Genomic DNA, 12751 nt, shown 5'->3' on the forward strand with positions numbered 1-12751 from the left:
CAACAGTGATATCTAATTCATCTGAATTATCAACTGTTACATGTATAACTGCTGGAGTATTGTTTTTTGTATTTACTCTTTTTCCTGCAGGATCTGCAACAACTGAGTATCTTAATGTATTATCTGGGTCTGTATAACCTTTTGCAACCCCCTCATTTAATAAATCAACTAACTCTTTTTTTATGTCTAAGTTTGCATTTAAACCAACTTTAACAAAAATATTAACTGACCCTGTATCTTGACATAAAGGTCTATGACCCATTGCACACATCTTTGAATTAATTAATATTTGTCCTATTGCATTCTTTGCTGCTTCACTTTTTTCATTCTCATAAGCCTCTACCATTCCTTTTACAAAATCTTCTGGATGGTAAAACGATATATATTGACATGCGTCTGCTATACTATTGATTATATCTTCTTCGGTTATTTTTTTCATAATGTCCCCCTTAAGAACCTTTTACAGTTGCTAATTTTCTTCTCATATAAGCGATTTTATTTTGAAGAGGTAAGTGTTTTGGGCAAGTATCTTCACAACCAAGAAGTGTCATACATCCAAAAATACCATTATCATCACCAACTAATTCATAATAATCTTCAATTGTTCTTTCATCATGTGGGTCACACTCAAATCTTGCAATTCTATTTAGTCCAACAGCACCTACAAAATCTTCTTTAATAAGTTTTGTTCCACATCCAGCAACACAACAACCACACTCAATACATCTATCTAATTCAAATACTGCATCGGCAACTTCAGGTTCAATTGGCATTTCTATATTTGCAATATCAACTTTTTCAGAAGAGTGAATCCATGATTCAACTCTTTTACTCATAGCATCCATCCAAACTCCAGTATTTACAGTTAAGTCTTTAATGAGACTAAATGTAGGTAAGGGAAGTAAAATAATTTCATCTGGTAAATCTTTTGTCAAAGTTCTACAAGCAAGTTGTGGTCTTCCATTTATCATCATGGCACAAGAACCACAAATACCTGCTCGACAAACGAAGTCAAAACTTAATCCCGCATCTAAAGTCTCTCTTATTTGCGTAAGAGCAATGTAGATTGTCATACTTGGTGCCTCTTGAATTTTATAATCTTCAAAGTATGCTCTAATATTATTTTTATTTTGTGGATCATATCTAAGGACTTTTATAGTTAATTCTCGGCTCATTATATATCTCCTAATCTAATATTTTTTCTTTTGTATTCATCTTGAAGTGGAAATGGCATAAGTTTCTCTTGAATTTCATATCTGTCTTTTCCCTCTGATTCCATTTTTTCTACTATTTCATCAACTTGAGCTTGTCTTTGAGCACTCAATGGATTTTCTATTAAATTACCTTTTGCCCCATAACCTCTAAATCCAGGTGGTATTTCCATTTTCATAATATCAAGTGGTTCATATTCAACAGTTGGCATAGTAGCTCCAGATTCCCATGAAGTAAGAGTTCTTTTTAGCCAATTTACATCATCTCTTTTTGGATAATCTTCTCTTGTATGAGCACCTCTTGATTCTGTTCTATCAAGTGCACCTTTTGCTACACAAAGTGCTACTTTTAACATCATAGGAACTCTATATGCCTCTTCAAGTTCTGAATTGGCAGTCAGTTGTTTATTTTTAACAGCTACATTATTTGATTTAATATATAACTCTTCAAGCTCTTTTACTGCTTTTTCTAAACCTTCTCCATCTCTGAAAATTCCAACATACTCTTGCATAATTTTTTTCATTCTATTTTTGATTTTAAATACATTTTCTCCATTATTTTTAGAAACTAAGTTTATCATATAAGCTTTTTTTTCATGGACAAATTTTTCAATAATTTCTGTTTTAATATCTATTTGGTTATTGATACAATAATCAGCAAAATAGTTCCCAACAATCATACCTGCAACAACAGTTTCTGAAACAGAGTTTCCTCCAAGTCTATTAAATCCATGCATATCCCAACAAGCAGCTTCACCACAAGAGAAAAGTCCATTTAATGTTTGAGACTCTCCAGTTGGTTTAGTTCTAATACCACCCATAGAATAGTGTTGCATTGGATGAACTGGAGCCCATCCTTTTTGACCCTCATCAGCAGGATCAATACCTGCAAAATATTCACAAATCTCTTGTACATCTCTTAGATTTTTTTCAATGTGTTCTCGTCCTAAAATAGAGATATCTAACCAAAGGTGAGTTCCATAAGGTGATTTAACACCTTTCCCTTTTCTCATGTGTTCCATCATTCTTCTAGATACAACATCTCTAGATGCTAAATCTTTTTTTTCAGGCTCGTAATCAGGCATAAATCTATGTCCCTCAACATCTCTTAAAACTCCACCATCCCCTCTACAACCTTCTGTTAATAAAATACCAGATGGAAAAAGTGGAGTAGGGTGAAACTGTACAGCTTCCATATTTCCAAGTTTTGCAATTCCTGTTTCTAAGGCAATAGCAGTTCCTATACCTTCACAAATTACGGCATTTGTTGTAATTTCATAGATTCTTCCATACCCACCAGTTGCTATTAAAGTTCCTTTTGCAACATAAGCTACTATTTCACCCGTAATCAAATCCCTAACGATTGCTCCATAACATCTTTTATTATGGTGTATTAAAGCAATAGCTTCTTTTCTATCTTCTATATTTACATTTAATTTTAATGATTCATTTGCCACAGCAAATAACATGGTATGACCTGTTGCATCAGAGGTATAACAGGTTCTCCATTTTTTTGTACCACCGAAATCTCTTGAGTTAATTAATCCATGTTTTTCATCATCTTCAAAAATTGTAGTTCTTTTTGTGTTTATAACTGCTTCATGATTTCCTTTTTTAATTCTAGTCCAAGGTACTCCCCAAGATGCTAATTCTCTAATTGCTTTTGGTGCAGTTGTCACAAACATTCTTGCAACTTCTTGGTCACATCCCCAGTCACTACCTTTCACAGTATCTGAAAAGTGAACATCTTCGTTATCACCTTCACTCATTTTTGCATTACCAAGACTTGCTTGCATACCACCTTGAGCTGCTGCACTGTGAGATCTTTTAACTGGAACTAAACTTAAAACTGTAGTATTTAAACCTTTTTGTGCCGCAGCAACTGCTGAACGAAGACCTGCAAGACCTCCTCCAATTACTAAAGCATCACAATATTTAATTTTCATGTTATAACCTTTATTTATTAATTAGTTGTGTAGAGTTATTTGGATGATATTTACTAGGAGCAAGGTCAATTCTATCAAAACCTATTTTTGCATAAGCTAGAAGAGTGATTGTTCCTAAAGCTAAGAAGAAAAAGCTAACAACTTTTTTTGCTTTTAACATTGTTTTTCTTGTTTCTTTTGGATTTTTACCATCAAACCAACCCCATTTCATTGCTGCTCTATATAATCCAATTGAACCATGAAGTTCAACACAAATTAGTAAAACCATATACAAAAGCCACATATGCTGATTTACAACTCTATATGAACTTGCATAAGGACCAATATTTTGTGGTTGTGTAAACATAATATAAAGATGAATAGTCGCAATAAACATCATAATAAAACCACTAATCCATTGAAACATCCACATAGAAGTATCTGTGTGTTTCATCATTTTTGAATGTTCTTTGATTCTAAGATATGTACGATATGATGTTGGAAATTTTCTAATTCCTAGTATTGCATGTGTTATAAAAATAACTGTAATTATTCCTACAAATATACTTACAACAATTGGAAGTCCCTCATCAAAAATAAAGTTTAGCTCAAACATTTTTGTAACACTATACATTGCATTTTCACCAAATAAAATTGTAGAAACAAAAAACATATGTCCCATCATAAAAATTGCAAGTATAATTCCTGTTGCAGTTAATGCTTTATCAAGTTTTGCTGGCACTCTACTTTTATTGCCTTGTGGACTTATGCCAGTGTAGGCTTCAATAACTTCATTCATTTGTTCTCCTTATTTAAATTACTTATTCTAAAAATGAAGTTTATATGAGGAATATGTCTTTAATATGACTTTACAAATTTTTTAAAAAATCTTTTTCAAAGAGAAGATGAACTTATTTTGATTAACCTTATACTTAATATTTTTTAAGTATTATGTCGACTTTATTAAGCACTTTTAAGATGTATTACTATTTCTTTATTTTATAAAAATCTTGAAGAAAGTATAATGTGATACAAAAGAAGTTTTACAATAATACTATAGTAATTAATTATAATTTACTATAGTAAAAAGTAATTTTAGTAGCTAAAAGCTATTGTTAATATTATAAAACATTTAGGATAATAAAATATGATTAATGTAGGTATAGTAGGTAGTACGGGTAGAGTTGGTTCACTTTTAATTGATGATTTACAAAACGATGAGCAAGCTAAATTAGGAGCTTGTCATGTTTTTGAACAACTAAAAAAAAGTGTACCAGAAGGTACAGTAGTAACAAATGATATGAAAACATTATTAGAAAGTGTTGATGTTGTTATAGATTTTTCTGCACCCACTGCAACTGAGAGTCTGCTTACAGAAGTTATTGAGGGTAAAAATAAAAAGCCTTTAGTAATTGCAACAACAGGATTTTCAAAACATCAACAAAATTTACTTGTAGAAGCAAGTAAATTAGTTCCAGTTTTATACTCTACAAATATGAGTTTAGGAGTAGCAGTTTTAAATAAACTTGTTGCTATCGCTTCAAAAACTTTAAGAGAATTTGATATAGAAATTGTAGAACAACATCATAAACATAAAGTTGACTCACCTTCAGGTACTGCTTTAACACTTGCAGAACATGCAGCAAATGCTAGGGATTTGAATCTTGATGAGGTTAGAGTTTCAGGAAGAGATGGCATTATTGGTGCAAGATCTAAAGATGAAATTGCAGTTATGAGTTTAAGAGGTGGAGACATCGTTGGAAGGCATACAGTTGGATTGTATAATGATGGTGAATTTATTGAATTAAATCATACTGCAACAGCTAGAAATACTTTTTCAAAAGGTGCAATAAAAGCTGCTAAGTGGCTTGTAAATAAAGAACCTGGTTTATACTCAATAAATGATTGTTTAGGTCTATAAGGAAATAATATGTGCGCAATAGTTGGAATTTTTGGTAATGAAAAGGCTTCTAGATTAGCATCTTTAGCTTTGTTTTCTATGCAACATAGAGGGCAAGAAGCAACGGGAATATCTTCATCTTGTGATGGCAAAATCTATACAATTAAAAATAGAGGATTAGTTTCTGATGTTTTTACTAATGATGCATTGGAATATTTAAAAGGTAATATGGCTATAGGTCATAACAGATATTCAACTGCTGGGGGAGATTCTATTATGGATGCTCAACCAGTATTTGCTAAATATAAATTAGGTGAAATATCTATTGTACACAATGGAAATTTGATTAATAAAGATGAAGTTAGAGCTGAACTAATAGACAGAGGTGCAATTTTTCAAACAGGAATGGATACAGAAAATCTTATTCATCTAATTGCAAAAAATTCTAAAGATAGATTAAGAGATAGAATAAAAGAAGCTTTAGATAAAACAGTTGGTGCTTACTGTTTTATTATTCAATCACGATCAAAACAGTTTGTTATTAGAGATAGATATGGTATTAGACCATTATCTTTAGGAAAATTAAAATCTGGTGGTTATATAGTAGCAAGTGAAACGTGTGCTTTTGATTTAGTTGATGCAGATTTTATAAGAGATGTAGATCCAGGTGAAATGTTAATTTTTGATGAAGAGAATGAAGAACCAGAATCAATTCAACTTTATCAACCAGAGTTTAGACCTTGTGCTTTTGAATATGTATATTTTGCAAGACCTGATTCTGTAATTGATGGTAAAAATGTATATAGAACTAGAGAAAATATGGGTAAAGCTTTAGCTAGAAATGATAAAGGTAAATCTATAACTTATGATATGGTTGTACCTGTTCCAGATTCTGGAGTTCCTGCTGCACTTGGTTATGCTGTTGAGAGTGGAATTCCTTTTGAATATGGGATTATCAGAAATCATTATGTAGGAAGAACTTTTATAGAACCTACACAAGAGATGAGAAATCTAAAAGTTAGAATGAAATTATCTCCTATGAGATCTTTAATTGCAGGTAAATCATTACTTGTTATTGATGATTCAATTGTAAGAGGAACAACATCAAAAAGAATTGTTAAGATGTTAAAAGAAGCAGGAGCAAGAGAAGTTCACTTTAGAGTTGCAAGTCCAGAGATAAAATTTCCTTGTTATTATGGAATAGATACTCCAACAAAAGAGGAGTTAATCTCTCACAGAATGACTAAAGATGAGGTTTGTGAATATATTGAAGCAGATTCTTTAGAATATCTATCTGTAGAAGATTTAACTGAATCTATAGGTAATGATAGAAACTATGCTTTAGAAAGTTTTAATGGTGACTATTTCGTTACAAAATAGCAAAAACATAAAAAAAAATAGCCTAGAAAACCTACTTACTATTGGAAAATATTTCCGAAGTAAGTTTGGTGAAACCATTTACAAAGTTCCTGTATCTATTTCTGGATTTACTTGTCCAAATATTGATGGTACAGTGGCAAAGGGTGGATGTAGTTTTTGTGAAAATGACTCTTTCTCTCCCAATTTACAAGAAAAAAAACAAAAATTTAAACTGCATCCTTCAAATCCTTCAAATCCATATTTGCAACAGCAACTAAAACAATTGGAATTACAATTTAATGCCACAAAACAAAGACTTGGTAATAAGTTTGGAACAAAAAAATTTATAGTTTATTTTCAATCATTTACAAATACTTATGCACCACTTGAAACCCTTAAAGCTCTTTATACAAAAGCACTATCATTTGAAAATGTAATAGGCTTAAGTATTGGAACAAGAACTGATTGTATGACCGATGAGATTTTAGATTTTTTGCAAGAGTTATCAAAAGACAAAGAGATTTGGGTAGAGTATGGGATACAAAGTTTTTATGATGAAACTCTTGAAGAAATAAATAGAGGCGATAATGTCTCAAATATGAAAGAATGGATTATAAAAACTAAACAAAGAAATTTAAATGTTTGTGGACATTTAATTTATGGCTTACCGAATGAAACTCAAGAGATGATGTTAGAAACACTTGGTCAAACTATTGCACTAAAAGTTGATTCAATTAAATTTCATCCTTTATATGTTGTTAAAAATACACTTTTAACCGCTAAATATCTAAAAGGAAAATTTGAGCCAATAAGTGAAGAACTTTATATAGATACAGTTGTAAAATCTATAAAAATGCTTCCAAAAAATATCTCTATACAAAGAATAACCGCAGGAATTGATGATAACACACTTTTAGCACCTAATTGGTGTAAAAATAAACATGAGCAAATACAAAAAATAAAAAAAGCTTTAGTAAAAGAGGGATTGAGATATTAATTTGTATCTAAAAAGATACAAATTAAGTTTTGATTTTAAGAAGATAATCAACTACATTTTCTATAAAAGCATCATGTTTTCTATCTTTTCTATAAGCAATATATAGTTTTCTAGTCATTTTTGTATTACCAATTCTTGATTCATATAGTGCACCAGATTTAAGTAAAGAATCAATGGCATTTCTAGATACAATTGATACTGTTGGAGCTTGTGTAGTATCTGAGTGTAAAACAGTTTGTACAATAGTAGTAGCACTTGTTACTTCACTCGTAACATCAAATTGGTCACAATCAGGGAAATTAGCACGATCTAGATTTTCTTTAAATATCATTCTTGTATTAGAATCAGGATTTCTACAAACCCATTTATAAGATAATAAATCTTCAGGTTTAGCTCGTAAAGGAAGTTTTTGATTAGAAAATATTACAATCTCATCTTCCATCCACTCCCTATAGATGATATTTTCATCAGGAATATAGTTTTCAACTAAGGCTAAATCTATTTTTTTATCAAGTAAATCTTCTATAGTCTTGTGGGAAACAGATACATTAATAGATACATCATTATGAATATTTTCTTTTAGGTGATTTAAAAATCTAGGTAGTATATAATTACCAATGATAAATGAAGCACCAAACATAAAAGTTACGTTTTTATTCATAATTTTAAGTAACTCTTTTTCACCATTACTTACACATCTTTCAATTTTTTGAGCGATATTGTAAAGCATTTGACCCTCTTTTGTAAGTCTTATGCCATTTTTCTTTCTATCAACTACTTGAACTTCTAAATAGTCTTCGATGAATTTCATCTGTTGTGTTACAGCAGGTTGAGAAATACCAAGTTTAGCAGAAGCTTTTGAAAAAGATTTTTCTCTAACCACTGTTAAAAAAGTATTTACTTTTGCAAAATCATTAAGCATTTTTTCAAAACCTTTTATTATTAATTATGAGAATGATAACATTTATTTATATATATAAATATTAATTTTAATAGTTTTATTTTATTTTTGATATAATAGATAACTTATTGGAGTTAAAATGTCAGAAAAATTTTTAGCAAATTTAAATGAATCGCAACAAAAGGCTGCGAAACATATTGATGGTTCTTTATTAATCTTAGCGGGTGCTGGTTCTGGTAAAACTAAAACTATTACTACAAGATTGGCATATTTAATATCTATAGGTATTGACCCAACTTCAATTTTAACACTTACATTTACAAACAAAGCAGCTACTGAAATGAGAGAAAGAGCTTATTCAATGATTGGCTCAAATGTAAATACACCCCCAATTTTATGTACATTTCACAAGTTTGGTTTACTCTTTTTAAAGTTTTATATGAGTGAATTAAATAGAAAAAACAATTTTATAATTATAGATACAGATGACAAAAAAAGAATATTAAAAACCATAGAAAAAGATATACCTGTTGCCATGCTTGTATCAGAGATTTCAAAATATAAAAATACATTATTAGATCCTATTCAAGTAAAAGCAGGAGCTGAACTTAAGATTTATCAACAAGTTGCAGATGTATATGAAAAATATGAAAACTATTTATTGAAGAATAATTTAGTTGATTTTGATGATTTACTTTTACTTCCTTATAAAATATTATCAAATAATAAAGAGTTGGCAAAAGAAACAAGTAGCAAATATCAATATATAATGGTAGATGAGTATCAAGATACAAATGAACTTCAATATAAGCTTTTAAGGCTTCTTTGCATGACTCACAGTAACCTATGTGTAGTTGGTGATGATGACCAATCAATTTATGGTTGGAGGGGAGCAACTATTAAAAATATTTTAAATTTTAGTGAGCATTTTGAAAATACTTTAATAGTAAAACTTGAAGAAAATTATAGATCAACTGATACAATACTTGACCACGCAAATCAGCTAATTGAACACAATCGTGATAGATTAGGTAAAAAGTTAATTGGTACAAGAGCCAAAGGTGATAGTGTAAAAGTTTATGAATCCCATGATGAAAATGAAGAGACAAGAAAAATTGTTCAAGATATTAGAAAGCTATTAGATAGTGGTGTAAGAGGGCGTGATATTGCTATCTTATTTAGGGTAAATGCACTTTCAAGATCACTTGAAGAGGGCTTTAATAAAGCAGGATTAAACTATAAACTTGTGGGTGGAATGAAGTTTTATGAGAGAGCTGAAATCAAAGATTTAATTGCATATTTTAGAATAATTACAAATTCATATGATAATTTTTCTTTAAAAAGAATTATAAATAAACCCAAAAGAGGTATAGGAAAAACAACAATTGATAAGCTTGAAGAGAAATCAATTGAATTAAAAAAACCAATTTTTGAAATAATTGAAGAGTTTTCTCCTGAAGAGTTAAGTGTAATAGTAGGAAAGAAAAACTCTAGAACTTTAAAAGTATTTTTAGCTTCAATATTGGATTTAAAAGATACATTAGAAGAGTCAAAAATGAGATTCCTTGATACTTTTGAGGATACTTTTGATTTTAGAGCATCATTTGAAAATCTACCTGATGGTTTTGAAAGACAAGCAAATATTGATGAGTTTTATGGATATGTTAGGGATTATTTTATTCAAAATCCACTATTAGAGTTAGATAATTTTCTAAATGAAATTGCTTTAGGGACAGAAGATACTGAATTAGAAAATGAAGCAATTTCAATGATGAGTATTCACGCATCAAAGGGTTTAGAGTATAAACATCTATTTATAATAGGTATGGAAGAGGGATTTTTCCCTATAATTGGTGATGGAAGTGACGCAGAAGAAGAAAGACGTCTTGGATATGTTGCATTTACAAGGGCTATGGATAATTTAACTTGTAGTTTTGTTCATTCAAGATTTTATAAGGGGAAAAGAACAACTTTATTAAAAAGTAGATTTTTAACTGAATCAGGTTTAATAAAAGGTTGTTTAACAATTCAACAACAATCATCATCATACAAAAAAGGTGATTTAGTTCAACATAAGATTTTTGGTATGGGAAGGGTTCAAAAAGCTGTTAAAGCTGGAAAAGACTTTAAACTTACAATAAATTTTGGTGGAACAAAAAGAGATATTCTTTCATCATTTGTAGAAAAAGCATAAAAATTTCATGCAAAAAAGAGTTTATAATAAAGAGCCATTAAATAAGTTAATTGTAGTAAATAAACCCATGTTTATTAGTTCAAATTCTTATTTAAATAAAATAAAAAGAAAATACAAAAACAAAAAAGCAGGATTTTCTGGGACACTTGACCCTTTTGCAAAGGGTTGTTTAATAGTTGCTTTTGGACAGTATTCTAAGCTTTTTCAATTTTTGAAGAAGACTCCAAAAACTTATAGGGCAGTTATTTGGTTAGGTGCAATTTCTGATTCCCTTGACATAGAAAATATCATGTCTATCAATGAAGAAAATAAATTAGATATTAATGATATAAAAAATGAGTTAAAAAATTTAGAAAAAGAAATAGAGTATTATCCACCAAAATTTTCTGCTAAAAAGATTGATGGTGAACGGGCTTATAATTTAGCCCGTGAGGGTAAAGCAGTTGAGCTTAAAAAAAGTAAAATGAATATTTACGCAACAAAGTTTATCTCTTATAGCCATCCTTTTATAACTTTTGAAGCAAGTGTGAGTGAAGGAAGTTACATAAGAAGTTTAGCTCAAATTTTACTTGAAAAATTAAATAGAGTTGGTACTTTATCATATTTAAATAGGCTAAATGAAGGAGAGTTTTTTTATGAGAATGAAAAAGATTTAAATCCTTTAGATTATTTGGATATAAAACAGATAAATTATAGTGGTGACAAATCATATTTTGAGCAAGGTAAAAAAATCTTGATTGAATATCTTGATGAAAAAAATGATGGTAAATATTTAGTAAAATTTAATGATTTCTTTTCAATTATTGAAATAGATAATGGAGAAGTAAAATACATATTAAATAAGGTAATGATATAAATGAATATAAGTGCAAAATCATATGCAAAAGTAAATACTTTTCTTAAAATTGCAGGAAAAAGAGATAATTATCATGAATTAGTTTCTAGGTTTGTAAGGGTAAAAAATTTATATGATACAATCACTATTATTCCAGAAAACCCAAAGGGTGAATTTACTTTAATAGGTGATTTTGGATGTCCTTTAGAAAAAAATACAATATATAAAGCATTTTTAGAATTAAGAAAAAATTGTCCTAAAATTGATGCTTACTTTAGAATATATAGTATAAAAGTTGATAAAAAAATCCCAGAATTTGCAGGACTTGGTGGTGGAAGTTCAAATGCTGCTACTTTTTTAATAATGGCAAATAAGCTTTTTGATTTATATTATTCTAAAGAAAAATTGGCAAAGATAGGTGCAAAAATAGGTGCTGATGTTCCTTTTTTTATATATGAGTATGATAGTGCAAATGTAACAGGTATTGGTGAAATTGTTGAAAAGTATGAGGAAGAAGCGCTTGATATTGAAGTTGTAACTCCTAAAATAGAGTGTAATACTGGTAAAATATTTACTTCTTTTAGGGAAAAATTTTATAAAGAAGTTTCCCTTGAAGAAAAAGATAAACTTTTAAATATGAATTCAAAAGACATACTAAAAGAACTTAATATATCAAGTGCAAATGACCTATATGAACCAGCACTGGATACTTATCCTTTGTTAAAAGAGTATGAAAAAGAGAATTGGTTTTTTAGTGGTAGTGGAAGTAGTTTTTTTAAGGTAAAAAATAATGGCTAAAAAAGAAAAAAATATTAATTTATCATTTAAGAATAAAAAGGCATTTCATGATTATTTTATACTTGAAAGCTTTGAAGCGGGTATAGAACTTCTTGGAAGTGAAGTAAAATCCATAAGAGATGGAAGAGTAAATTTGAAAGATTCTTATGTAAGAATTATAAAAAATGAAGTCTTTATTTTGAACATGCATATTTCACATTTAGAGACTACTCATGCCACATATAGAGCAGATGAAAGTAGAGCAAGAAAATTACTTCTTCACAGGAAACAAATAGATAAACTTTTTGAAAAAGTAACAAAAGATGGAATAACAATAGTTCCCTTAAAACTGTACTTCAATGACAAAAACTTTGCAAAATTACAAATAGCAACTGCACAAGGTAAAAAGCTATATGACAAAAGAGCAGATCTAAAAGAAAAGAGTTTAAAAAGAGAATCAGAACAAGCAATTAAAAACTGGTAAAATTACTCTATTTTTTATTAAAAAAGTCAATAAAAAATAGAAATAATTTTATTAGTTACCTTTCGTAATATTAAATTTATCTTAAAAAAAAAACATAAAAAAAAAACTAATAATTAAGCTTAGATTTATTCCGAATTCGTTAACATCCTATCATAAGTGACAGAACTG

General features: G+C 29.3%; 12 protein-coding genes. 7 read left to right on the forward strand and 5 right to left on the reverse strand.

The genetic code is table 11. The features are described from left to right. The 4 genes from ACQY5W_RS03790 to ACQY5W_RS03805 form a co-directional block, all read right to left on the reverse strand. A partial coding sequence (locus tag ACQY5W_RS03790; RefSeq protein WP_428023615.1) for a fumarate hydratase occupies positions 1-439 on the reverse strand: 439 nt, incomplete at its 3' end. A 10-nt stretch (positions 440-449) separates the two neighbouring features. After that, the gene (locus tag ACQY5W_RS03795; protein ID WP_428023616.1) at positions 450-1175 is read right to left on the reverse strand and encodes a fumarate reductase iron-sulfur subunit; all 726 of its coding nucleotides are present in this window, start codon (positions 1173-1175) and stop codon (positions 450-452) included. Next, positions 1175-3157: a fumarate reductase flavoprotein subunit gene (locus tag ACQY5W_RS03800; RefSeq protein WP_428023617.1), complete on the reverse strand. Its 1983-nt coding sequence runs from the start codon at positions 3155-3157 to the stop codon at positions 1175-1177. Before ACQY5W_RS03800 ends, ACQY5W_RS03795 begins: the two co-directional genes overlap by 1 nt. A 10-nt stretch (positions 3158-3167) precedes the next feature. Next, the gene (locus ACQY5W_RS03805) at positions 3168-3935 is read right to left on the reverse strand and encodes a fumarate reductase cytochrome b subunit (RefSeq protein WP_428023618.1); all 768 of its coding nucleotides are present in this window, start codon (positions 3933-3935) and stop codon (positions 3168-3170) included. Positions 3936-4283: 348 nt separating this feature from the next. Here ACQY5W_RS03805 and dapB point away from each other — a divergent pair, with 348 nt between their 5' ends. Genes dapB through ACQY5W_RS03820 form a run of 3 tightly spaced genes read left to right on the forward strand, consistent with a single transcriptional unit; the run spans position 4284 to position 7392 of the window. After that, positions 4284-5057, forward strand: coding sequence for a 4-hydroxy-tetrahydrodipicolinate reductase (gene dapB, locus ACQY5W_RS03810; RefSeq protein ID WP_428023619.1), 774 nt, complete (start codon positions 4284-4286; stop codon positions 5055-5057). A 9-nt stretch (positions 5058-5066) separates the two neighbouring features. Then, on the forward strand, positions 5067-6416 hold the full coding sequence (gene purF / locus ACQY5W_RS03815) for an amidophosphoribosyltransferase (protein ID WP_428023620.1): 1350 nt from the start codon (positions 5067-5069) through the stop codon (positions 6414-6416). After that, positions 6391-7392 carry a TIGR01212 family radical SAM protein gene (locus ACQY5W_RS03820; RefSeq protein ID WP_428023621.1) on the forward strand — a complete coding sequence of 334 codons (1002 nt, stop codon included), beginning with the start codon at positions 6391-6393 and terminating at the stop codon, positions 7390-7392. Before purF ends, ACQY5W_RS03820 begins: the two co-directional genes overlap by 26 nt. Positions 7393-7414: 22 nt before the next feature. On the opposite strand, the gene ACQY5W_RS03825 is transcribed toward ACQY5W_RS03820, so the two are convergent. Beyond that, positions 7415-8314 (reverse strand): LysR substrate-binding domain-containing protein, encoded by a 900-nt coding sequence (locus tag ACQY5W_RS03825; RefSeq protein ID WP_428023622.1) that lies wholly within the window; start codon positions 8312-8314, stop codon positions 7415-7417. 118 nt (positions 8315-8432) lie between these two features. Here ACQY5W_RS03825 and ACQY5W_RS03830 point away from each other — a divergent pair, with 118 nt between their 5' ends. Genes ACQY5W_RS03830 through smpB form a run of 4 tightly spaced genes read left to right on the forward strand, consistent with a single transcriptional unit; the run spans position 8433 to position 12583 of the window. Beyond that, a complete protein-coding gene (locus tag ACQY5W_RS03830) occupies positions 8433-10487 on the forward strand; it encodes an ATP-dependent helicase (RefSeq protein ID WP_428023623.1) in 2055 nt (684 codons plus the stop codon). A gap of 7 nt (positions 10488-10494) precedes the next feature. After that, the gene (gene truB, locus ACQY5W_RS03835) at positions 10495-11343 is read left to right on the forward strand and encodes a tRNA pseudouridine(55) synthase TruB (RefSeq protein ID WP_428023624.1); all 849 of its coding nucleotides are present in this window, start codon (positions 10495-10497) and stop codon (positions 11341-11343) included. Further along, positions 11344-12120, forward strand: a complete 777-nt coding sequence (locus ACQY5W_RS03840; RefSeq protein ID WP_428023625.1) for a 4-(cytidine 5'-diphospho)-2-C-methyl-D-erythritol kinase — start codon at positions 11344-11346, stop codon at positions 12118-12120. Next, positions 12113-12583: an SsrA-binding protein SmpB gene (gene smpB, locus ACQY5W_RS03845; RefSeq protein WP_428023626.1), complete on the forward strand. Its 471-nt coding sequence runs from the start codon at positions 12113-12115 to the stop codon at positions 12581-12583. Before ACQY5W_RS03840 ends, smpB begins: the two co-directional genes overlap by 8 nt. Positions 12584-12751 lie beyond the last annotated feature (168 nt).

Source organism: Arcobacter sp. (assembly GCF_050300555.1).
Taxonomy (GTDB): Bacteria; Campylobacterota; Campylobacteria; order Campylobacterales; family Arcobacteraceae; genus Arcobacter.